The sequence below is a fragment of the Nocardia paucivorans NBRC 100373 genome, from assembly GCF_000308675.1.
In the GTDB taxonomy this organism is placed as follows: domain Bacteria; phylum Actinomycetota; class Actinomycetes; order Mycobacteriales; family Mycobacteriaceae; genus Nocardia; species Nocardia paucivorans.
The window spans coordinates 127,272-150,156 of sequence record NZ_BAGE01000058.1 but is presented as its reverse complement, the minus strand read 5'-3'; the positions used below and the strand labels follow the sequence as shown (position 1 = coordinate 150,156).

The 22,885-nt window shown below is 66.9% G+C and carries 20 protein-coding genes; 14 read left to right on the top strand and 6 right to left on the bottom strand.

Features of this window, described 5'->3' with window-relative positions; genetic code table 11:
* Positions 1-17: 17 nt before the first annotated feature.
* Complete coding sequence (locus tag ON32_RS22280; RefSeq protein WP_040792919.1) at positions 18-797, bottom strand: FAD-binding oxidoreductase; 780 nt, start codon at positions 795-797, stop codon at positions 18-20.
* A gap of 52 nt (positions 798-849) precedes the next feature.
* A complete protein-coding gene (locus ON32_RS22275; RefSeq protein ID WP_040792918.1) occupies positions 850-2,007 on the bottom strand; it encodes a globin domain-containing protein in 1,158 nt (385 codons plus the stop codon).
* A 352-nt stretch (positions 2,008-2,359) separates the two neighbouring features.
* Here ON32_RS22275 and clpB point away from each other — a divergent pair, with 352 nt between their 5' ends.
* The 9 genes from clpB (at position 2,360) to ON32_RS22230 (ending at position 12,084) form a co-directional block, all read left to right on the top strand.
* Positions 2,360-4,915 (top strand): ATP-dependent chaperone ClpB, encoded by a 2,556-nt coding sequence (gene clpB, locus ON32_RS22270; protein WP_040792917.1) that lies wholly within the window; start codon positions 2,360-2,362, stop codon positions 4,913-4,915.
* Positions 4,916-5,012: 97 nt separating this feature from the next.
* Positions 5,013-5,804, top strand: coding sequence for a DUF5666 domain-containing protein (locus tag ON32_RS22265; RefSeq protein WP_040792916.1), 792 nt, complete (start codon positions 5,013-5,015; stop codon positions 5,802-5,804).
* 94 nt (positions 5,805-5,898) lie between these two features.
* Complete coding sequence (locus ON32_RS22260) at positions 5,899-6,966, top strand: TtfA family protein (RefSeq protein WP_306307666.1); 1,068 nt, start codon at positions 5,899-5,901, stop codon at positions 6,964-6,966.
* Positions 6,967-7,146: 180 nt separating this feature from the next.
* Positions 7,147-7,695 carry an orotate phosphoribosyltransferase gene (gene pyrE / locus ON32_RS22255; RefSeq protein WP_040792914.1) on the top strand — a complete coding sequence of 183 codons (549 nt, stop codon included), beginning with the start codon at positions 7,147-7,149 and terminating at the stop codon, positions 7,693-7,695.
* 72 nt (positions 7,696-7,767) lie between these two features.
* Entirely contained in the window at positions 7,768-8,826 is a 1,059-nt protein-coding gene (locus tag ON32_RS22250; RefSeq protein ID WP_040792982.1) for a beta-ketoacyl-ACP synthase 3, read from the top strand.
* 1 nt (position 8,827) lies between these two features.
* Positions 8,828-9,541, top strand: a complete 714-nt coding sequence (locus ON32_RS22245; protein WP_040792913.1) for a lysoplasmalogenase family protein — start codon at positions 8,828-8,830, stop codon at positions 9,539-9,541.
* A gap of 14 nt (positions 9,542-9,555) precedes the next feature.
* Complete coding sequence (locus ON32_RS22240) at positions 9,556-9,891, top strand: DUF4190 domain-containing protein (RefSeq protein WP_040792912.1); 336 nt, start codon at positions 9,556-9,558, stop codon at positions 9,889-9,891.
* Between the two features lie 184 nt (positions 9,892-10,075).
* Positions 10,076-10,687 (top strand): TrmH family RNA methyltransferase, encoded by a 612-nt coding sequence (locus ON32_RS22235; RefSeq protein ID WP_051133562.1) that lies wholly within the window; start codon positions 10,076-10,078, stop codon positions 10,685-10,687.
* 308 nt (positions 10,688-10,995) lie between these two features.
* Positions 10,996-12,084, top strand: coding sequence for a glycoside hydrolase family 76 protein (locus tag ON32_RS22230; protein ID WP_040792981.1), 1,089 nt, complete (start codon positions 10,996-10,998; stop codon positions 12,082-12,084).
* Positions 12,085-12,100: 16 nt separating this feature from the next.
* On the opposite strand, the gene ON32_RS22225 is transcribed toward ON32_RS22230, so the two are convergent.
* Positions 12,101-12,784 (bottom strand): DedA family protein, encoded by a 684-nt coding sequence (locus ON32_RS22225; protein ID WP_245551224.1) that lies wholly within the window; start codon positions 12,782-12,784, stop codon positions 12,101-12,103.
* Between the two features lie 32 nt (positions 12,785-12,816).
* Positions 12,817-13,578 carry a DedA family protein gene (locus ON32_RS22220; protein WP_083874716.1) on the bottom strand — a complete coding sequence of 254 codons (762 nt, stop codon included), beginning with the start codon at positions 13,576-13,578 and terminating at the stop codon, positions 12,817-12,819.
* Between the two features lie 361 nt (positions 13,579-13,939).
* On the opposite strand from ON32_RS22220, the gene fbaA reads away from it, so the two are divergent.
* From fbaA to ON32_RS22205, 3 genes are all read left to right on the top strand, one after another.
* On the top strand, positions 13,940-15,001 hold the full coding sequence (gene fbaA, locus ON32_RS22215) for a class II fructose-bisphosphate aldolase (RefSeq protein WP_281032247.1): 1,062 nt from the start codon (positions 13,940-13,942) through the stop codon (positions 14,999-15,001).
* Positions 15,002-15,028: 27 nt separating this feature from the next.
* Positions 15,029-16,147 carry a BTAD domain-containing putative transcriptional regulator gene (locus ON32_RS22210; protein ID WP_040792909.1) on the top strand — a complete coding sequence of 373 codons (1,119 nt, stop codon included), beginning with the start codon at positions 15,029-15,031 and terminating at the stop codon, positions 16,145-16,147.
* A 124-nt stretch (positions 16,148-16,271) separates the two neighbouring features.
* Positions 16,272-17,732 (top strand): glycoside hydrolase family 183 protein, encoded by a 1,461-nt coding sequence (locus ON32_RS22205; RefSeq protein WP_040792908.1) that lies wholly within the window; start codon positions 16,272-16,274, stop codon positions 17,730-17,732.
* A 37-nt stretch (positions 17,733-17,769) separates the two neighbouring features.
* Here the strand turns inward: ON32_RS22205 and ON32_RS22200 are convergent, their stop codons facing one another.
* The gene (locus ON32_RS22200; RefSeq protein WP_040792978.1) at positions 17,770-18,837 is read right to left on the bottom strand and encodes a fused (3R)-hydroxyacyl-ACP dehydratase subunits HadA/HadB; all 1,068 of its coding nucleotides are present in this window, start codon (positions 18,835-18,837) and stop codon (positions 17,770-17,772) included.
* 87 nt (positions 18,838-18,924) lie between these two features.
* Positions 18,925-21,189, bottom strand: coding sequence for an Rv0361 family membrane protein (locus tag ON32_RS30300; RefSeq protein WP_245551231.1), 2,265 nt, complete (start codon positions 21,187-21,189; stop codon positions 18,925-18,927).
* An 83-nt stretch (positions 21,190-21,272) separates the two neighbouring features.
* Here ON32_RS30300 and ON32_RS22190 point away from each other — a divergent pair, with 83 nt between their 5' ends.
* On the top strand, positions 21,273-21,716 hold the full coding sequence (locus tag ON32_RS22190; protein WP_040792976.1) for a DUF3151 domain-containing protein: 444 nt from the start codon (positions 21,273-21,275) through the stop codon (positions 21,714-21,716).
* 17 nt (positions 21,717-21,733) lie between these two features.
* Positions 21,734-22,882 (top strand): FUSC family protein, encoded by a 1,149-nt coding sequence (locus ON32_RS22185; RefSeq protein ID WP_174361662.1) that lies wholly within the window; start codon positions 21,734-21,736, stop codon positions 22,880-22,882.
* The last annotated feature ends 3 nt before the right edge of the window (positions 22,883-22,885 follow it).

Genomic DNA, 22,885 nt, shown 5'->3' with positions numbered 1-22,885 from the left:
GCGCCGCGGGCCGGCGCTCAGCCGCCTTCGAACTGGATGCGTTCGGGTGGGGTGCCGGTGTCGAGCAGTCGTTCGACGGTGGCCCGGGTCATGGCCGGGGAGCCGCAGACCAGGACCTGATGCCGGTCGAACGCGCCGTAGGAGCCGACCACTTCGGCCAGGGTGCCCTGGAGCAGATCATCGGGTTCGAAGCCGATATCCACTCGGGAGAGTTCATACCACTCGTCGGTCCAATCGGGGTCCTCGAGGTGCTCCACCACTGGAACCACGGTGAGCCAGGGCAATTCGGCGGCCAGGAGGGTGAGCATATCGCCGGCGTACAGATCCCGCGGTGAGGAGCCGCCGACGAACAGATATGTCTTCGGCGGGGATTCGTGACGGGCCAGTTCCAGGATCTGCGAACGCATTGGCGCCAGACCGGTTCCGCCCGCGACCATCACCACTTCGTCACCCGCGGGATCAATGTTGAACATGCCGGCCGGCGCGCTGATGATCCACTCGTCCCCCGGGGCGGTATCGGCGACAATGGCGCCGCTGCACCAGCCGCCCGGCACCGTTCGCACGTGAAATTCCAATTTCCCGTCCAACGAGGGTGGAAGTGCGGGGGAGAACCGGCGGCGCAGCTCCGGGAACTGCGGCACCCGAACCTCGACGGACTGTCCCGCCACGAAGGGGACGAATTCACCGATCAGGCGGATCACCGCGAGATCGTGTCGCAACCGGTGGTGTCCCACGACGGTGGAGGTCCATTCCTGTGGTGGCGCTCCGTCGCCGAAGGTGTGCGGGTCGATGCTCATACCTCTCTCACAGGGTCGGATTCCCAGGGCGGCCGTGGTTTTCGGTCCGGTGTCAGACCGGATCGGAGCTGATGATCGATTCCGGGGTGCCGACCGCGAGGAGGGCACGCCGGGTATCGGCGATCATCTTCGGCGAACCGGCGATCTGGATCTGCCGGTCCGCCCAGGCGCCGAAACTGGCCACGACCGCACCGAGATTACCGACCAGCCGGCGGTGCATGCCGTAGGGAGCATCGGTGGTCGGATGCGGATACCACCACGGGTTGGTCTTGTGCTCGCAGACCGGGACAACGGTGAGCCAAGGGTTGCTCTGCGAGAGCTGCCACATGTTCTCCACGTCGTACAGGTCGCAGGGGTAGACACCCCCGATGAAGAAATGCACCCGGGGGTTGATACCGCGTCGCCCCATCTCGATGAGTTGCGCACGCAGCGGGGCGATTCCGGTGCCCGATCCGATCATCAGCACATCGCGTCCGCTTTCGTGGTCCACCTGCAGTCCGCCGAGGGGGCCGCCGATCAACCAGCGGTCACCGACCTTGGTCTCGTTGACGATGGCCGGGCTCACCCACCCGCCGCGGATCTTGCGCACATGGAATTCGATCTCCCCGTATGGATTGGAGGGGATGGCCGGGGAGAGGTATCGCCACATCTTCGGCCGCTGGGGCACGCTGACCGGTACGTACTGACCGGCCAGGTAGGGGATCGGTTCGTCGGATTGCAGGCGGACGATGGCCAGATCCTCCAGCACGTGCCGATGCCCGACCACGGTCGCCTCCCAATAGGGCGGGGAGTCGTCGGAATTGGCGCCGATGGCCATGGCGGCGGAGATCAGCAGGCAGATATCGCGCCAGCCCTCGGCGAGTTCACTGGTCCAGTCGGAGCCGTTGTAGGTCTGGAAGGCGGCGTAGAGCGCCCGGCCGGCCATATCGTAGTGCGCGGCCTCGACCCCGAATTTGCGGTGGTCACGGGCCAGTTGTTCGAGGAATTTCTGCGCCCGCTCCCAGTCCTCGAGGTGGTCGAGCATGTACTGGATGGCGGTGACCACCCGCTTGGGCTGCATATCCATGGCGGGTGGGAACAGCTCCCGCAGGTAGGGATGCTCGGCGAACAGGTAGCCATAAAACGCACTGACCAACCGCTCGGGTCCATTCGGTGCATCGAGTACCGACTGGAAATTGGCGCGGACCAGCGCTGCCGAACGCGCATCCACGGCGTGGAGCTTCCTTTCCCTCGAATCTGCCCGAAGGGCGTATCCGTTACCGGTCGTCCTCCGCTGATAAGTATTGCCGAAAATCGTGATATGTGCAGGTGTTGGGTTTGGATCGGCCTCATTGAGGGTATAGGCGGCGACCGGTTGGTGTGATCGGGTCCGGCCACCGTAGCGGAGATGGCGTTCGTTCGGGACCGCGATGCCCGATATGCGGACCGAAATGGCAAACTTGAGTGGAACAGACTCAACCTTTCGAACGTTGGACAGATGAGAACGGCACGAGCCACCTCGTGCGCTCGGTCGCACAGCCGCCACCGTGCCGACCCGACATCGACTAGCAGGAAGGTGCTCCGTGGACTCTTTCAATCCCACCACCAAAACCCAGGCGGCGCTCACCGCCGCTCTGCAGGCCGCCTCGACCGCGGGTAACCCGGAGATCCGCCCGGAACATCTACTGGTGGCATTACTGGACCAGACCGAAGGTATCGCCGGTCCGTTGCTGAAGGCCGTCGGCACCGACCCCACCGTTGTCCGGCGGGAGGCGCAAGAGCTCATCGACCGGCTGCCCCGGGCCACCGGCGCCACCACCGCCCCGCAGCTGGGACGGGAAGCGCTCGCCGCGATCACCGCGGCGCAGCGACTGGCCACCGAGCTCGGTGACGCGTACGTCTCGACCGAGCACGTCATGGTCGGACTGGCCGACGGCGATACGGACGTGGCCAAGCTGCTCGCCCGGCACGGCGCCACGGCCACGACGCTGCGGGAGGCGTTCACCGTGGTGCGCGGTAGTGCCCGGGTCACCAATCCGGACCCGGAAGGCACCTACCAGGCGTTGGAAAAGTACTCCACCGACCTCACCGCCGCCGCGCGCGCCGGGAAACTGGATCCGGTGATCGGACGCGATACCGAGATCCGTCGGGTGGTGCAGGTGCTCAGCCGGCGCACCAAGAACAACCCGGTGCTGATCGGCGAGCCCGGTGTCGGTAAGACCGCCATCGTGGAGGGCCTGGCCCAGCGCATCGTCGCCGGCGACGTCCCCGAATCGCTGCGCGGCAAAACCGTGATCACCCTCGACCTGGGCGCCATGGTTGCGGGCGCGAAGTACCGCGGTGAATTCGAGGAGCGACTCAAGGCCGTACTGGAGGAGATCAAATCCGGTGCCGGCCAGATCATCACGTTCATCGACGAGCTGCACACCATTGTCGGCGCGGGCGCGACCGGCGAATCCGCCATGGACGCGGGCAATATGATCAAGCCGATGCTGGCCCGCGGCGAGTTGCGTCTGGTCGGCGCCACCACCCTCGAGGAGTACCGCAAGCACATCGAGAAGGACGCGGCCCTGGAACGCCGCTTCCAGCAGGTGCTGGTGGGCGAACCGTCGGTGGAGGACACCATCGGCATCCTGCGCGGGATCAAGGAGCGTTACGAGGTGCACCACGGTGTGCGCATCACCGACTCCGCCCTGGTCGCCGCGGCGAGTCTGAGCGACCGCTACATCACCTCCCGGTTCCTGCCGGACAAAGCGATCGACCTGGTCGACGAGGCCGCGTCCCGACTGCGGATGGAGATCGACTCCCGCCCGGTCGAGATCGATGAAGTGGAGCGGGCGGTGCGTCGACTCGAGATCGAAGAGGTGGCGCTGAGCAAGGAAACCGATGAGGGGTCCAAACAGCGGCTGGAGAAACTGCGCGCCGAACTGGCCGATAGCCGGGAGAAGCTGAACCAGCTGACGACTCGTTGGCAGAACGAGAAGAAGGCCATCGACCAGATTCGGGTTCTCAAAGAGGAACTGGAATCGCTGCGCGGCGAGTCGGAGCGGGCCGAACGCGACGGCGACCTGGGCAAAGCGGCCGAACTGCGCTATGGCCGTATCCCGGCGCTGGAGAAGCAGCTCGCCGAGGCAGAGCGGGCGTCCGGTGCGGCCTCCGACGGTGAGGTGATGCTCAAGGAGGAGGTCGGCCCCGACGATATCGCCGAGGTGATCTCCGCATGGACCGGTATCCCGGTGGGCCGGCTGTTGGAGGGCGAGACGCAGAAATTGCTGCGGATGGAGACCGAACTCGGCCGCCGGGTGGTCGGGCAGACCGCGGCCGTGCAGGCGGTATCGGACGCGGTGCGTCGGGCGCGTGCCGGGGTCGCCGACCCCAACCGGCCGACCGGATCGTTCATGTTCGTCGGACCCACCGGTGTGGGTAAGACCGAGCTGGCCAAGGCGCTCGCGGACTTCCTGTTCGACGACGAGCGCGCCATGGTGCGCATCGATATGAGCGAATACAGCGAGAAGCACTCGGTGGCCCGGCTGGTCGGCGCCCCGCCCGGCTATGTCGGCTACGACCAGGGTGGTCAGCTCACCGAGGCGGTCCGGCGCAGGCCGTACACGGTGGTGCTGTTCGACGAGATCGAGAAGGCGCACCCGGACGTGTTCGACATCCTGCTCGCCGTTCTCGACGAGGGTCGGCTCACCGACGGCCAGGGTCGCACGGTCGACTTCCGCAACACCATCCTCATCCTCACGTCGAACCTGGGCGCGGGTGGCGACGACGAGTTCGTGATGAATGCGGTGCGGGCGGCCTTCAAACCGGAGTTTTTGAACCGCCTCGACGATGTGGTCATGTTCCACGCCCTCAACGAGGAGCAGCTCGAACAGATCGTCGATATTCAGCTGGAGCAGTTGCAGCAGCGGTTGGCGCAGCGGCGACTGCGGTTGGATGTCAGCTCTTCGGCCCGGTTCTGGCTGGCGGTGCGCGGGTACGACCCCGTTTACGGTGCCCGTCCACTGCGTCGGCTTATCCAGCAGTCCATCGGCGATACGCTCGCCAAGGAGTTGCTGGCGGGCAATATCACCGATGGCGACACGGTGAAGGTCACCGTAACCCCGGATGGGGACAGTCTGAAGGTCGGAAAGTGAATTCCGAACCCGGGAAGTTCTCCCGAGGTCTCGTCGCTCGGGTACGGAGTGGCCGGGTTCCGCACTCCGTGCCCGGTGACGACCTACTGTGGGAGATATGACCAACCCGAACGATCCCTGGGCCCGGCCGGACGAGACCCCGACCGAACACCTGGGTCGGCCGGGGAAATGGGACGCCGAACCGTCGCACACCGACGACCCCACGATGGCATACGGGGCGCCGACCACCGCCTATCCCATCGACGGCCCCTACGACGCCTGGGCGCAGGGGCCGAACCCGACCCGGGAGCTACCGCCCTACGACGGCCGATGGGACACCTATGGCGTTTACGGGCAGCCGTCGTACCCGACCGGCTACCCCGACGGCGCCTGGTCGGGGCAGCCGCAGGGAGAACCGCCCCGACCACCCCGGCGCCGGACCGGGATGTGGATCGGGCTCGGGCTCGCGGCCGTGGTGCTGATCGGACTGGCGGGGGTGGCCGCCGGTCTTCTGTTCGGCGGCGACGATTCCGCCACGGTGGCGAGCGGCCGGGGGACCAGCACCGTACCCACCCGTCGGGTGCCGACCGGTCCGCTGGACCCGGGTGGGCGGCAACCGACCGCGCCGGGATTTCCGGGTGTGCCCGGTCTGGACGAGCCCGTCCCCTCCGGCACCACGATGGGCACCATCACCGCCAACGACGGGGTCACCTTGACCATCAGCTCGCTCGGCGGATCGGATGTCGTCGTGCACACCGACTCCGACACCCAGGTGATCTCGTTGTCGGGCACCGCTGTTTCCGACCTCCCCGAGGGGGATCTGATCCTCGTCCAGGGGGACAAGGCTCCTGACGGTTCGATCACCGCGAAGGTGATCATCAGTACCGCCGTGCCCGGAGGGGAACGATGACACGGGCCCCGTCCACCCTTGGCTCCGTATTCGCTCCGGCCATGCGCGGGCTAATGACGGCCGATGCCCGGTTGCACCGTTAGGCTAGGCGACGATGACGGCAATGTGGTTCGGGCTGGCGGCAATCACCCTGGTGGGTGCGATTGTCCTGCTGTACTTCGACCGGCGCCAGCGGCAGCGGACCGGTCATGCGCGCCAGGTGTGGGCGAAAGCCCAGGGATACACCTACGTGTCGGTGGAACCGGCACTGGCCTCGACGTGGCGGCGTGGAGCGCTGGCCAAGTTGGGCTATCTGACGGCGGTCGACGTGGTGACCGGTATCCGCAAGGGCGAGAAGTTCGTCCTGCTGGATCTGGAGGATTCCGCGACGCTGGTCGCCGTGCGCAGGCAGATCGGGTCGGATATCGACGTGGATATGCGGTTGAAGACCGCATCCCCGCCCAAGGACGCCGATCTGGAACTGCTCGGCGCCATCGGCGACCGGGTCGTCTTCGCCACCAATCCGGAGATCGCGCGGCACGCCGTGGACCAGCGGATGGTCGCATTCATCGAATCCTTGCCCGATACCGTGCAGATGCTCTGGAGCGAGGGCAACTGGACGCTGGGCATGCTCCCGGTCGGTAGTGCGGCCAAGGATTGGGAGACCGGGATCGATATCGTCCTGCGGCTGTCCGGGTTGCTGCACGTACTGCCGCCCGTCGCCGATCCGCCGGCCGACCGTGAGCCGCCTCGACCGCATCCGCGGGCCCGCGTCCGCTCCGCCGAGCACGACGAGCGGGATGCACCCCCGCCGCGGCGTGGTGACAAGCCCCTGCCCGCCCGGGAGCGCGACTCCGACGAGGACCAGGGGCTCGTGGAGAAGCGGCCCGCGCCGCCCACTCCGAGTCTGCGATTCCGCGGTGAGGACGATTCCGTCGGCGGTGACGGTCGGGGTGATGCCGGGCAGCCTCGTCGGCCCAACCTGGCGCTGGTTCCCGATATTCGCGCCGAGGACCGACCCTCCTCACGGTTGAGCGACCGTCCCGCCTCCGGCGCGGACCGTATGGGTTCGTCCGACGACGACTCCACCGCGTCCGAGCGTCCCCGAGACGAGGACCGGCGCCGGCCGGGTGGCCCCTTCCACCCCGGTTTCCGGCCGTACCAGGGGCCGGTGCCGAGGTAGTTCCGCCCTATCCGCGCGGCCGATCCACCTGCGCTTCCATATCGACCGAGCGCCGAACTCGACGCCCGTGGGGCAAGCCGTGCCCATTGCGCCGCACACCGTATTCTGCTGGTGAGGGGCGGTGACGGCTCGTCGGAACCCCGGCGCGAGCGAGGCGGGCTCATGCTTGAAAGGACACGGATGATCGACCAGGCAGCAACCGATCGGGACAGCTTGGCCGCGCTGGTGCGCGAACTCGCCGTGATACACGGCAAGGTGACTCTCTCGTCCGGTAAGGAGGCCGACTACTACGTCGACCTGCGTCGCGCGACCCTGCATCACCGGGCAGGTCCGCTGATCGGAAGGCTGCTGCGCGAACTGGTCGCGGACTGGGACTTCGCCGCGGTGGGCGGGTTGACCATGGGCGCCGATCCGGTCGCACTGGCCATGATGCACGCGCCCGGACGTCCGATCGATGCCTTCGTAGTGCGTAAAGCCGCCAAAACGCACGGTATGCAGCGGCAGATCGAGGGGCCCGATGTGGCGGGTAGACGGGTGCTCGTCGTCGAGGACACCACCACCACCGGTAACTCTCCGCTCACGGCGGTGCGTGCGTTGCGGGCCGCGGGCGCGACGGTGGTCGGGGTGGCGACGGTGGTCGACCGGGAAACAGGCGCCGACCAGGTCATCGCGGCGGAAGGATTGGAATACCGCTCTATCCTCGGGTTGAAGGATTTGGCTCTGGGCTGAGGTTTGGTCGAGTTTTTCGTCCTCGGTAGCCTGGTGGCTGTTTGTTTCAGGTTTGTGAAGGGTCGTGGGCTCATGGTGAGCATTGCCGGCAAAAAGGGGCATGACAACGTCGCAATGCTCGGTATCGGGGCCTACCGGCCGCGGCGCGTCGTGAGTAACGACGAGGTGTGCCAGGTGCTGGATTCCACCGCCGAATGGATCTACGAGCGAACCGGTATCCGTAACCGGCGCTGGATCAGCGGCGACGAGACGCTGCGGTCGATCGCGGCGGCCGCGGGGAAACGGGCCCTGGCCAACAGCGGTATCGACCGGTCCCGGATCGGCATGCTGCTCCTGTGTACCTCCAGCTGGCTCAAGCTGACCCCGCACGGTGCGCCCATTATTGCCTCCGACCTCGGGATGAACGGTATCCCGGCCTTCGATCTCACCTCCGGGTGCGGCGGTTTCGGCTACGGCCTCGGTGTGGCCGCCGATCTGATCCGCGCGGGCTCGGCCGAGTACGTCCTGGTGATCGGCGCCGAAACCATGACCATCGGTCTCGACCCCACCGACCGCGGCACCGCCATGATCTTCGGCGACGGTGCGGGTGCGGTCGTGGTCGGCCCCAGCGAGGAGAACGGTATCTCTCCGACGGTGTGGGGCAGCGACGGTGAGAACGCCGAGGCCATCGCCCAGGACATCGACTTCCTCGAATACATGCACCGGGCCCAGGAACTCCAGGGCACCGATCCCGAGGTGGAACCGGTGGGGCGGATGGCGCTGCGAATGGAAGGTCCCCGGGTCTTCCGGTGGGCGGCGGTCACACTGCCCCGGGCGCTGTCGAGCACCCTCGAGGTTTCCGGTGTCTCCAAGGATGAGATCGAGGTATTCATCCCGCATCAGGCCAATGCCCGGATCAACGAGCTGATGAAGAAGAATCTCGGGTTGGCCGACGATATCCCGATGGCGAACGATATCGAGAACACGGGCAACACTTCCGCCGCATCGATCCCGTTGGCCATGGAAGAAATGCTGGTCACCGGTAAGGCCAAGGGCGGTCAGCTGGCGTTGCTGCTCGGTTTCGGCGCCGGTCTGAGCTACGCCGGGCAGGTGGTGACGCTGCCGCCCGCCCCCGCCGAGCCGAGTTTCTGATATGCGCCCGTTCCGTGTCGGTTTCCTGGTGGCCACCGCGGTGACCGTACTGGCGGCGCTCACCGGTCGTAACCGGATCCAGTGGGTGTCCAAACCGCTGATGATGCCGCTGCTGGCGGCCGATGTCGCCACCGCCGGCCGCGAGCTCGAGCCCACCGACCGGACGCTGCTGCTGGGTTCGCTCGGCGCCGCCACCGTTGGTGATGTGCTGCTGATCGAGCCGGACAACGATCGTCGGTTGGTTGCGGGCGCGTCGTCCTTCGCGGTGATGCAGGTTGGCTACGGCGTGCTGTGGTCCCGGCATGGTGGCCGGCCTCGGGCGGCGGTCGCCCTTCCCCGGGTGCTGGCCTGGCTCGGCGCGGGCGCGCTGTTGCGGACCCGGGCCCCCGCGCTCGCCGCGCCGCTCACCGCTTACGGCGCCGCCTTGGGAACGGCAGGTGTGCTGGCCGGCGATCCGGATCTGGCTCCTGGGGCGCGTCGGGTCGCCGGGGTGAATCTGCCGAGCGCCGATCCGCGAAGTCGGGTGGGGTTGGGCTCGCTGCTGTTCACGGTTTCGGATGGATTGATCGTGATGCGTCGACTGTTCCTTCGGGGCGCCCGGACCCGCCGAGTGGCCGAAGCCGTCATTCTGGGCACCTACGGCGCGGCGCAGTACCTGCTCGCCGATCCGGCTGCGCACGTTCGCGGCAAGGATCGAGCGGCCGAGCCGCGCTGACCTACTATCGTCGAATGAATTACCCTCCGCCCCAGTACGGTCATCTTCCCTATGGCCCGCCGCCCGACCATCCGCAGGCCACTACCGTCCTGATTCTCGGTGTGCTCGGTATGGCGTTCTGTCAGGTGGTCGCGCCGTTCGCCTGGGTGATGGGTAAGCGGGTGCTCGGCGAGATCGACTCATCCGGCGGTACGGTCGGGGGCCGTAACTTGGCCATGGTGGGGTATGTCTGCGGGATCATCGGCTCGTTTTTCCTGATCCTGACCGTTATCGCTATGGTCGTCTGGTTGGTGTTCCTCTTCCCTGCCCTGGGAAGTTTGGATTCCCCCAGCGCCGACCCCAGCTGGTGAATCGGGCCGGTGGGAGCGACGTCCGCCGCCGGTTGGGCACCGAACACGTTTTAGCATCGTCGGAGTGAGCAGATCAGTACCGGCGGAGGCGGGACCGCCCGCCGACGCGGAACAACGGCCGGAACCGGATGACCCCGTCGAACCTGGGCCCGGACCCACCGAATGGGGGGAGCATCCCCATGGGGTGGGTCCGTGGGTGCAGGAATACGGCACCGAACCCCCGGACGACGATCGCCTGGACCCGGTACTGCTCGCCGAGGGCGACCGCCGCAATGTGGTGGATGCCTACCGCTACTGGACTCGTGAGGCGATCGTCGCGGATATCGACCGACGCCGACATCCCTTCCACGTCGCCATCGAGAATTTCGGTCACGACGCCAATATCGGCACCGTGGTGCGTACGGCGAATGCCTTTGCCGCGGCCGCGGTGCATATCGTCGGTCGACGGCGCTGGAACCGTCGCGGCGCCATGGTCACCGATCGGTACCAGCACATAGTCCACCATCCCGATATCGATGCCCTGCTCGACTTCGCCCGGGCGCGCGATTTGACGGTGGTCGCGGTGGACAATGTCCCCGGTTCGGTCCCTTTGGAAACCGTTCGACTGCCGCGTAGTTGTCTGCTGCTCTTCGGCCAGGAGGGCCCGGGCGTCACGGCGGCCGCCCGGGAAGCGGCCGTGCTCACGGTGTCCATCGCCCAGTTCGGGTCCACTCGCAGTATCAATGCCGGGGTGGCCGCAGGCATCGCCATGCACACCTGGATTCGCCAACATGCCGATCTGACCACCGCGTGGTGAACGGTTGTCGAACGGGGTCCGGTCCGCGACACAACGGGCGCGCCCTGTGTTAACCCATATTGACAATTTATTCGTGACCTCCCCGGCCGGTTGGCTCCCTTTTCGCGTGGCCGAGGACACGATGGCCGGCAAGCGAACGATTCCGCGTCGAGTTCGTAACAATCGAGCGGCATGGAACCGGACTTTCCTGGCACCATAACCCTATGACCTCGCGGAGCGACGACCTCGACATACCGCGGTCCGATCCCACGTCGCGACAGCCGAAACCGTCGGCCGAGACCCCGGCGGTATGGTCCGAACGCGCCGATATGGCCGAAGCCGCGGTACTGTCCCGGCATCTGCGAGCCCTGTGGGGTCTGCCGGGCACCGCGCTGGCGGTGGTGGGTTGGCCGCCGACCCGGCGCGAACGATTCTTCCTGACCTGGCACTACTGGTGGCAGGCACATCTGATCGACTGCGCCGTCGACGCCGCGATCCGGGTGCCGACACCGGCGCGGCGGCGGCGTATCGCCGCCATCGTCCGCGGCCACCGCATTCGCAACCTCACGGGTTGGACCAATCGGTACTACGACGATATGGCCTGGCTGGCCCTGGCGCTGGAACGCGTCTTGCGCATCCAGGGGGCCGATGCGGCGCGTGGCGGGCTGGGACCGTTGGAGCGCGCCCTGTACCACGCCTGGGCCCCCGCCCAGGGCGGTGGTATCCCGTGGCGCGTCGGTGCGGACTTCTACAACGCGCCCGCCAACGGTCCCGCCGGTATTGCCCTGGCCCGGCTCGGCCGCCGCGAACGAGCCGTCGAAATGGCCGACTGGATCGATGAGACGCTGCGCGATCCCGATACCGGCCTGATCTTCGACGGTATCCACCTGCCCTCCGGTGTGGTCGAACGCCCGATCTACAGCTACTGCCAGGGGGTGGTGCTGGGGCTGGAAACCGAATTGGCGGTGCGTACCGGGGAGCCCCGGCACGCCGACCGGGTACACCGATTGCTCCACGCCGTGGAAGAGCACCTGACCGTCGACGGTGTGGTGCGTGGCGGTGGCGGTGGCGACGGCGGTTTGTTCAACGGAATCCTGATCCGCTATCTCGCGCAGGTCGCGCTCATGCTTCCCGGTGACGGCCACGATCGGGTGGGCGACCGACGGATCGCGGCCCGGATCGTCCTGGAATCGGCGGCCGCCGCCTGGGCGAACCGCCTGGAGGTGGACGGCGAGCCGCTGTTCGGCCACGACTGGTCCCGTCCGGCCACACTGCCCACCGGGAGTGCGGGAGCGGGCGAGCTGTCCCCGGGCGGGTCGGTCACCTCCTCACGATCGCCGGCCCGCGATCTGTCGGTGCAGCTGTCGGGGTGGATGCTCATGGAGGCCGCCCAACTGGTCGACGCGGCGGGGTTGTGATCCGCGCCGCCCAGCGTCAGCGTTCGGCCAGTTGAGGCGAGTCGAGATCGAAGTCCTCGGTCGGTTGCGACATCTCCTGCCGATACCGCCGGATCCCGATCACCGTACCGACCACCAGGCCGAGCACCATCAGCCCCATCACCACCGGCATCAGCCACGACACGCGCTGGATGAAGTTGCCCGCGTAGTACCCGACCAGCAGGAGAACCGGTGCCCAGATGATCGCCCCGATGGCGCTGGCCACGGTGTACCGGCGATGGTTCATATCGGCCGCACCCGCCACCATGGGGCACAGGGTCCGCACCCACGGAATCCAGCGGGAGATCAGTACGGCGACGAAACCGTGCCGTTGCAGTAATTCGCTCACCCGGGCCAGATTGTGGGTATTGACAATGCGCCCGTTACGCCGGGCCGCCAGACGGTGACCAGTGCGTTGTCCCACGGCATAGCCGACCTGATTGCCCGCGATGGCCGCGAGCATGGTCCCCACCGACAGCAGCCAAACCTGGGTTTCGCCGGTGCTGTGTGAGGCCATCACGACTCCCGCGGTGAGCAGCATCGAATCACCGGGCAGGAACAGCCCGATGATGAACGCGCACTCGAGGAAGACGAAGGTCAGTACTACCGTCCAGATCAGTGCGGGCCCCGCGGAGAGCAGTGGTTCGAAACTCCCCATGGTCCGGATCTCGGAACTTGCCATGCAGTGGAGCGAGGATATCGTCGATGCCAGCACTACCGGGTAGAGGTCTCACTGGTGGTCATCCCGGGCTGCTCGGCGTTCACCGCCGGCAACGGCCGAGTATTGGGCAGCGGTTCTCTCGCGTCACCCACCATCGGCAGCTCGGCGGTCGTGATCAGATCCTGGTTGACATCGGATGCGGCGTCGGGGCCCTTCGCGCCGTCTCGCCGCAACAGTTTGCGCGCGACGGCACTGATCGCGGGCAGGAGCGAGACGAACACGATGAGCAGGAAGATCCCTTCCACATGATCGCGGATGAACGCGACATTGCCCAGGAAGTAGCCGAGCACGGTCACGCCACCGCCCCACAACACCGCACCCACGATGTCGAAGGCGATATAGCGGCGGTAGCTCATCTGCGAGACCCCCGCCAGCACCGGCATGAAGGTGCGGGCGATCGGCACGAACCGGGCCAGGATGATGGCCTTCGGCCCGTGCTTTTCGAAGAACTCGTGGGTCTCGGTGATGTAGTGCTTCTTGAAGAAGCGGGTGTCTTCCTTGTGGAACAGCCGCGGCCCGATCGACCGGCCGATCCAGTAGGCGCACTGGTCGCCGGCGAACGCCACGACGGCGACCGCGGGCACCAGCACCCACGCCGACACCGGGGGATTCGGCTGGGCCGACAGCAGACCGCCGGTGAACAGCAGCGAGTCACCGGGGAGCAGGGGGAACAACAGACCGGTCTCGATGAAGACGATCACCAGAATGGCCGGAAGCACGGCATTCTTAAGCCAGGTCTCGGTGAGCAGGTGCATAGGGTCGAGCAGTTCGGTCAGAGCCAGATTGCTCGTCACCGCGTCGGAGGCTGCCAGCGCAATCACCCGGCCCACAGTACCGGTTCATCGTTCGTCCGGCCCGGCGCGGCACCGGATTCATCCCATCCTCCGGACACTCTCGACCGACGCGGTCGCGCCCCTGGTACCGGATGGAAGCGGCCTGCCTTAGGGTAAGTGCGGAAACAGACATTTGTCCGTGTCCGAGCGTCGGTGCCGAAGGAGGAAGCGCAGCGTGACCACGCAGGCGTGACTCGACCGCACGGACAACACCGCAGCCGAGCGTCGCGCCGAAGAGGGAGCGCATTGTGACCAGTGGCGTCGCTCGACCGCACGGACAACACTGCAGCACTACACGGAGGTCTTCACAGTGCCGATCGCGACTCCGGAGGTCTACGCCGAGATGCTCGGGCGGGCCAAGGCGAACTCCTTCGCCTACCCGGCCATCAACTGCACCTCGTCGGAGACGATCAACGCGGCAATCAAAGGCTTCGCCGACGCGGGCAGCGATGGCATCATCCAGTTCTCGACCGGTGGCGCGGAATTCGGTTCCGGTCAGGGTGTCAAGGACATGGTGACCGGCGCGGTGGCGCTGGCGGAGTTCGCGCACGTGGTGGCCGCCAAATACGACGTCACCATCGCCCTGCACACCGACCACTGCCCCAAGGACAAGCTGGACGGTTTCGTGCGTCCACTGCTGGCGATCTCCCAGGAGCGGGTCAACGCCGGTAAGAACCCGCTGTTCCAGTCGCATATGTGGGACGGTTCGGCCATCCCGATCGACGAGAACCTGCAGATCGCCCAGGAACTGCTGAAGCTGGCCAAGTCGGCCGACATCATCCTCGAGGTCGAGATCGGCGTCGTCGGCGGTGAGGAGGACGGTGTCGAGGCGGAGATCAACGAGAAGCTCTACACCTCGCCGCAGGACTTCGAGAAGACCGTCGACGCGCTCGGCACCGGCGAGAACGGCAAGTACCTGCTCGCTGCCACCTTCGGCAATGTGCACGGTGTGTACAAGCCCGGCAATGTGGTGCTGCGCCCCGAGGTGCTGGCCGAGGGCCAGCGGGTGGCCGCTGCCAAGCTCGGTTTGTCCGACGACGCCAAACCGTTCGATTTCGTCTTCCACGGCGGTTCGGGCTCGCTGAAGTCGGAGATCGATGATGCGGTGCGCTACGGCGTGGTGAAGATGAACGTCGACACCGACACCCAGTACGCGTTCACCCGCCCGGTCGCCGCCCACATGTTCACCAATTACGACGGTGTGTTGAAGGTGGACGGTGAGGTCGGCAACAAGAAGACCTACGACCCGCGCAGCTACCTGAAGAAGGCCGAGTTGTCGATGGCCGAGCGGGTCGTGCAGGCGTGCAACGACCTGAAATCGGCGGGGCGTTCGATCAGCGCCTGATCGATAAGTTCTCTCCGCGGTACCTGAATGCGTCTCGAGGTGCGGGTGCTCGGGCCCGTTCGGCTGTTCGTCGACGGTCTGCCGATCGCGATCGGCGGACCGAAGCCACGGGCCCTGATAGCGGCATTGGCGGTGAACCGGCGGCGCGCCGTGTCTTCGGTTGCGCTGGCCGATATGGTCTGGAACGAGGACCCGCCCGATTCCTATGCCGCCAGTCTGCAGGTGTTCGTCTCGAATATCCGCAAGGCGCTGCGCAATGCGGGTGTGGACGCGGCGGCGGTACTGCGCACCGAGTCGTCGGGCTACCGGCTGGAGATCGACGACGATGCCTGCGACCTGGGCCGGTTCCGCGCCGCCCGGGATGCGGGTATCCGGGCGGCCGAGGCGGGTGATCACGTCTACGCCGCGCAGCTGTTCGCCGTCGCGTTACGCGAATGGGATGGTCGAGCCCTGGCCGATCTGGCCGGGTTCGGCTTCGCGGATGCTTTCGCCACCGCCATGGACGAGGAGCGGTTGCTCGCCGCGTCTGCCCGGATCGATGCCGAAATCGCCTGTGGTCGGCCGGCTTCGGTAATCGGCGAACTGGTCGCGATGACCACCGAGCACCCCTTGCGGGAACCGCTGTGGGGGCAGCTCATCACCGCGCTGTACTTGTCCGGGCGGCAGGCCGACGCCCTCGACGCCTGCCGCCGGGTGCGTACGGTCCTGGCCGATCAACTCGGTATCGATCCGGGCCCCGACCTCATCGAGTTGGAACAGCGGGTGCTGCGGCAGGAACCGCTCGACACCGGCGAATTGCGGCGCATCGGGCGCACCGCCGCGGCAATGGACGAGACCGTCACCGAGGAACCACGGGTGGTCCGCAGTGGGCGATTGCTGCTACCGGACGGCCGGGTGGTCGTGGTCGCGCCCACCGGTATCCGGATCGGCCGGATGACCGATAACGATCTGGTGCTCGAGGACCCCAAGGTCAGTCGCTATCACGCGCAGATCGTTCCCGGCCGGGTCGGCCTGATGATCAAGGATCTGCATTCGGCCAACGGCGTCTATGTCAACGAGCGGCCCATCGACGAACCCGCCGTTCTCGTCGATGGTGATTCGATCCGGATCGGCGCGACGATACTCGAGTTCCGAGCCGCGCACTGATATCGCGCCGCGCGTACGGCGGGAAAACCCCGGCGCGGTGGGGGCGTTCGGGTAGGGTTTGTCCTCGGCGTGAACCTGCGCCGTGCAGGGCTGTACCGGGTATTACGAAATACCGAGGGGCACAATGACGGTGAGGCGGGTGGTGGCCGCGCTGGGCGCGGTGGTGTTGGGGGCCGGTGGCATTCATCAAGTGGTACCGGTGCGGGCCGATGCGGTTCCGCCGCCGGCCGGGACCGTGGGCATCGGGCCGTGCCCGACCGACCCGAAACCCACGCACGAGTCGTTGATTCCGAAAACACTCGAGGTGCCGATCCCGTATCCCGTTGTCACGATTGCCCCACCGGAACCACCCGAACCGAAACCGGTGCGCACGACGATGACTCTGCCGGCGGATCCGTGTGTCGACCCCTGCCCGGAGCTCACCACCGAGGCGCCGCCCGCGCCGAGCCTGGCCAATCGTCTCGGTCTGCCCGAAATCGTATTGAACCCCAAGCCTTTCTATTTTGCACTGCCGGGGCCGAATCCCGACCCGATGCCGCCTCTGCCGCCGCGGGTCGCACCTGATGTCGAAGCGGCGCCCCCGGCCGCGCCGCGTCCCGCACCCCGGATCGGCGCGGTGCGGGAGGTCGCCAAACAGACGGGGGCGCATTCGGTGAACCGAACCGATAAACGCTGGCAGGTGTACGGCACCGACCTGGGCATCATGTGGGAGAGCGCGCCGGGTGAGATCGCGATCGCATTCGGCGATACCGTCGGTCGCGGTTTTCATCCGCCGGGCGGTATGGGTGGGGATTGGCGCAGCAATGTGCTCGCTTTCAGCACCGATCGGGAACTCGCCGACGGGATGAACTACGACCGGATGGTCACCGACGGCCCCTGTCACGCCGCCGAGATACTACGTAGCCGCAAACTCGACAATATCGAGATCACCACCATCCCCACCTCGGGTTTCGCGCTCGACGGGCGGCAGTATCTGAGCTATATGTCGATCCGCACCTGGCAGAGCATCCCCGGCACTTTCTACACCAATTACGGTGGTATCGCCTATTCCGACGACGGTGGGCAGACCTGGGTCAAGGACCCGTACGCCCGCTGGGACAATATCTTCGGCCTGGCGAATTTCCAGGTCGGCGCCATGGTGCCGCACGGTGACCACGTGTACCTGTTCGGAACCCCCAATACCCGGCTGGGTTCGGTCGCCCTGGCCCGGGTGGCCAAGGACGAGATTCTCGATCCCAGGGCCTACCAGTATTGGCGCGACGGCATGTGGACCCCGGTCGGGGGAGCCGCCGCCGCGACACCGATCGTCGACGGGCCCGCCGGTGAACTCTCGGTTCGTTACGACGCGAGTCGTGGAGTGTGGCAGATGAGCTATCTCGACACCGCCAAGGCCGCGATCGTGCTCCGCGAGTCCGACACTCCGCAGGGAGTGTGGTCCCCGGGTACACCGACGGTGAGTGTGCTCGACTACCCGGAACTGTACGGCGGTTTCATCCACCCGTGGTCCTCGGACCGGGAGCTCTACTTCACGATCAGTACCTGGAGTGACTACAACGTCTATCTGATGCGCGCCGAACTGCTCTGACGAATCGGACCGATACGGTCGGGCGGTATCGCGGGATTCAGCTCAGTCGCACCTCGGCGATGGCCCGACCGAACAATTTGCGACCGGCGGACCTGCCGTCCAGCAGGATCGTCGCCATTCGGTGCTCGGGATCGAGCGATTTGATTCGTCCGGACAATTCGATGATGCCCGCCTCGTTGGCCGGGACGGGAACGAAGCCCGCGAAGCGCACGCTGAACTTCTCGATTGCGGTGGGATCGCCCAACCAGTCGGTCAGCGTGCCGGCGGCCAACCCCATGGTCAGCAGCCCGTGCGCGACCACTCCCGGCAGGCCGGCCGGCCGCGCCACGTGATCGCTGAAATGGATCGGATTGGTATCGCCGGAAACGCCCGCGTAGTTCACCAGATCTCCGCGGGTCAAGCGCACCGTGCGCACCGGGAGCCGGTCACCGACCGCCAGGGAGTCGAATACGGGAATGGTCCGCACGGGCAGACGTGGTGGCACCGGCAGCGGTGTGCCGGCCGGTAGCGGCTCCAGTTCCTCCAAGAGGGCGACCTCGTCGAGCCGCACCCGTTCTTCGATGGGACGGCCCGGCATCGAAACATTTTCGATGGCGGCCGCCAGCTCCGGATCGACCCGTGCGTTTCGCCGGGCCACCAGGGTTGTCGAACCGGCCACGGTCACTTCGTCGCGCTGATTGCGCAGGACGAACGGGGCGTGGATGAAATCACCCTCGCCGAATTGGCGGATGGACTCGATCGAGATCTCGCTGACTATCGCATCGCCCGCCACGATCGGCCGATGCACATGGAAAACCTGATCGGTCTGCACCATCTGGGCCAGGTCGTACTCGGTGAGTACGGTGTCCAGCAGTGACCGGGTACCGGTCATTCCGATCACCGCCGCGAAGGTCGGCGGGGCGATGAGGGACGGATGGCCGAGCCGCTGGGCGGCATCCTCGTAGCGGTGCGCGGGGTGGTCGTTGCGCACCGCCCGAGCGAATTCGCGGATTTTCTCGCGGCCGACCTCGTAATGGTCACGAACCCGGAAGCGGCGCCCGGGCAGCGTCGCCGACCGCGCCACTGTCTTGTCGGTCGACGATGGAGATGCTTGTTCGGAGCCCATGATCAGCCGCAATCGTACTGGCCTCTCGGACCGGTGACCAGGTGAGTGGCGTCACCCTGATCGAACCGGAACGAGAGGCACCGCTCGTTACCGGGTGGCGCCGGCCGGTTCGCACACCTTCCAGCCGTCCTCGGTCCGCTGCAGATCGAAGGTCCGCGCCGAGTCCTCCTGACCGTTCTCACCTTTCACGGTGGCCTGGGCCAAAGCCGTGTCCCCGGTGATCTGAATGGCGTCGACACCGGTCACCACCGGAAGGGAACCCTCGTCCTTGGCCTGCCGGTGCACACCCTCGAACTGTTCTTCCGACATGCCCTGGTAGTACTCGTGCAGCGCACCGCAGGTGCTCGTTTGCAATGCCGCCAGATCACCATTGGTCAACGCGCGGGTGTAGTCACCGATCGCCGCCCTGATCTGCGCCTGTGGCGAATTGTCCCCGGACCCCACCAGGACGGCCACCACGATCAGGACGAGGACCAGCGCCGCGGCCACACCCACCGCGATCAGCCACCTCTTGGGCTGTCCCGGAGCCGCCGGCGTCGTGGCGGGTTCCACGCGCTGCGGCGCGGCGAGTCCCGGCGCCTCGACCCGCCGATCGGCGACGGTTCGTTTCGTATCGGCGGGCGAGGGCGCCCCACCCACGGGCCGCGGGGGAGCAGGCTGACGCGCCGGTGGCTGTCCGCCACCCGGACGCGGCCCTCGCTGATCCGGCCCCTGAGCGCCGGGCTGCTTCGGTCCCGTCGCCGAACGGGGGGTGCTCGGTGGTTTGGCCAATGGCCGGCGCGTGCTCGCATCCACCCGGTCGGTGCCGTCCGGAGCCTTCGCAGCGGGTGGCGCGGACTTCTTCAAATCGGCCAAGTTGATGCGTTCGGTGGGTGAGTTCTCGGGTTTCTGCGTGGGCAGGGCCGTGGTCGGCTGGTCATCCGAGGGCTGCGGGGCGGGGATCTTCACCGTTTTCGCATCCGGCCCGGCATCTCCTCGGCCGGACGTATCGGCCGGGCGGGGGGCTCCCGCCGGTTGCTGCCGGCCCGGTTTCGGCGCGGTCTTCTTCAGATCGGCCATATTGATGCGTTCGGTGGGCGAGTTCTCCGGACTCCGGCCCGGTGCGACGCCGCCCGGCCCCTGCGCGAGAGAGATACGTTCGGTCTTCGCATCCGGTCCGGTGGCAGCGGGATGGACGGGATCGGGCGCGGTACCGGAGGAGCGAGCCTTGTCGGCGGCCGTGCCCTGATCGCCGGCGCGCCGATTACCGGCTTTCGCGACCTCGGCCAGGTCGACGCGTTCGGTGGGTGTTTCGTCGGCCACCTGGGCGGGCGGTGCGGCGGGGGTCTTTTCGTCCGGTCCGGCCGTGGCGGATGTCTTCTCCGGTTCGGCCGCGACAGCGGTTTGCGTCCCCGACTCGACGGGGGCGGATATCGCTCTCGTCGACTCCGATGCCTCGGCCGCGTCCTCGTTCTCCGGCGTATCGGAGCTCGGCGCGGTTTCCACATCCGGGCCGTCCTCGGTGGCCTTGGTGGTTGTGGCGTCCTCGGTGGGCTCGGTGGTCTCCTCGGCCGTCGGGGTGGCGGCGGTGCCGTCCTGTTCGTTCCCGCCGGTGGACCCCCTCTCCGCGGTATCGGGCTTCTTCTCCGCGTCCGAGGTCTCGATACCGTTCTCGCCGGCGGTCTCGGTATCGGAGGTGTCCGTCACAGGCCCGGGCTCGGCCTTCGGCTCCCCGTCGGTAACGGGATCGTCGGAGTCGCTCTTCTCGGCGGCGGGGGAGGCACTGCTGTCGGGACCGTCGCTATCGGCACTGTCCCCCGACGCGGGACGTTCCTCGGACTCCGGGGCCGACTTTCCGGTGCGGGAGCCGGTCTCGGCGTCCTGCACAACACCCACATCACCGCCCTGCTCCCTGGCCTCCGTATCGTCTCCCACGCCGGGGGCGACGGACCCGGTCTCGGTCGCGGACCTGCCCTCCCGCTCGGCCTCGGTTTCGGTCGAGGTTTCGGACCCGGTCTCGGTCCCGGGCCCTGTCTCGCCCGCGTGCCCGTCCGCGGCGTCGTGACTTTCGTCGGAGCCCGCGCTGGGTTCCGTATCGACGTCATCGCTCGACTTCGGTTCCGGAGTCGGTGCGGATGCGGTGTCGTCGTTCGCCGTGCCGGCCGTGGGCGGAACGGGGGTCTCGCCCTCGGTTCTTCCACTCACGCGATCCGAAGGGGATGTGTCCGTATCCGGCTTCTCGGCAGCGGATTCGGGGGTGTCGATGGCCGATTCCTGCTCGGTGGACGGGACCCTGCGCTGGTCGTCGGGCGTGGACGGTTCTCGATCGGTCGAGGCACGCTTCGGGTTCTTGTCGTCGTTCGGGTGGGACACCACAACCCCTCGTTCGGCAGTTCACGGATCACGTAGACAGCCAGCCTATCGAGCATCCGGATCGGCGGTGCACAATGAACCGCATGACCTCGTTCGGTGACCTGCTCGGCCCTCAACCGGTACTCCTGCCAGAACTTCAGGACGTGGAAGAAGCACTGCACGACGGCACCGATCCGGTGCGGGTCGCGGCCGACCATCCCGCGGCCTCGATCGCCTGGGCGCAACTGGCCGAGGATGCTCTGGCCCGGGCCGAACAGGCCGACGACCCGGTCAATTCCGATAGCATCGCCGCCTACGCCTTCGCCCGCACCGGCTATCACCGTGGTCTCGATCTGCTGCGGCGTAACGGGTGGAAGGGGTTCGGCCCGGTGCCGTGGAACCACGAACCCAATCGGGGCTTCCTGCGCAGTGTGGCGGCGCTGGCCAAGGCTGCCCGTGCGATCGGCGAGTCCGACGAATATGCTCGCTGCTTGGATTTGCTGGAAGACTGCGATCCCCGAGCCGCGAGCGAGCTCGGCCTGGACTGACCCGATAAACGTTTCACTTGACCACTCCGAAATCCCGTTCAGCTTTCACCGGGACCTGGAGTGCCACTCGGTTGCGGCGCTCCTGGACCCGATTACGGTTGTCGGCGCTGCCGATTCTGCAGTGTTCGATCGCCGCCGCGTTGGCCTGGTTCCTGGCCCGACATGTTGTCGGCCACGAGTTGCCGTTCTTCGCGCCCACCGCGGCGGTGGTCTCGATCGGAATCTCGTTCGGTGCGCGGTTGCGGCGCTCGGTGGAGTTGGTGGTCGGTGTCGCGGTGGGGATCGGCATCGGTGATGTGTTCATCACCTACGCCGGAACCGGGACCTGGCAGATCGCGCTGGTCGTCGCGGTGGCCACGGCGCTGGCGGTGTTCCTGGACGGCGGCAGCGTCATCACTATGCAGGCCTCGGGCTCGGCCGTCCTGGTCGCCACGCTCATGCCACCGGAGACGGGTGGCAGCTTCAGCCGAATGATCGACGCCCTCATCGGCGGACTGGTGGGGGTGGTTGTGGTTGCCGCGATCCCGCTGCACCCCGTGCGCCGTGCCCGTGACCAGGCCGGCGCCATTCTCCAGACCATGTCCACGGCGCTCTCCGACTGTGCCGACGGCCTGCTCGAACAGGATCCGAGCAAGATCCACCAGGCCCTGACCGCAGCCCGCGGTACCCAGTCGCAGCTGGACTCCTTGCGCAAAACCCTGGATGGCGGTCGGGAGATCAGCCGGATCGCCCCGCTGTACTGGAATTCCCGGGGCCGCCTCGAGACGTTGCGTTCGGCCGCGGATCCGCTCGACAATGCCGTCCGCAATGTCAGGGTGCTTTTGCGGCGTTCGCTCACTCTGGTGCGTGATGACGAAATCCTCGATCCGCGGCTGATAGAGGAGGTGAAGCAGCTGTCCCACGCCGTCGGGGTGGTTCGCAAAATGGTGCTCGCCGACCCTGGTGAGCAACCCGACCGCGCCGAGGCCGCGCGGGTGTTGCGTTCGGTGGCGAAGCAGGCGCGACCGGAATTGGTGGAGGGTGCCGGACTTTCCGCGCATGTGGTGTTCGCCCAGATCCGTTCCACCCTGGTGGATCTCATGCAGGTCTGCGGGGTGCAGCGGATTTCGGCGCTCGCGCTGTTGCCGCCGACGGTCCCCACCCCTTACGTCACCCCGCAGAAGTGAGCG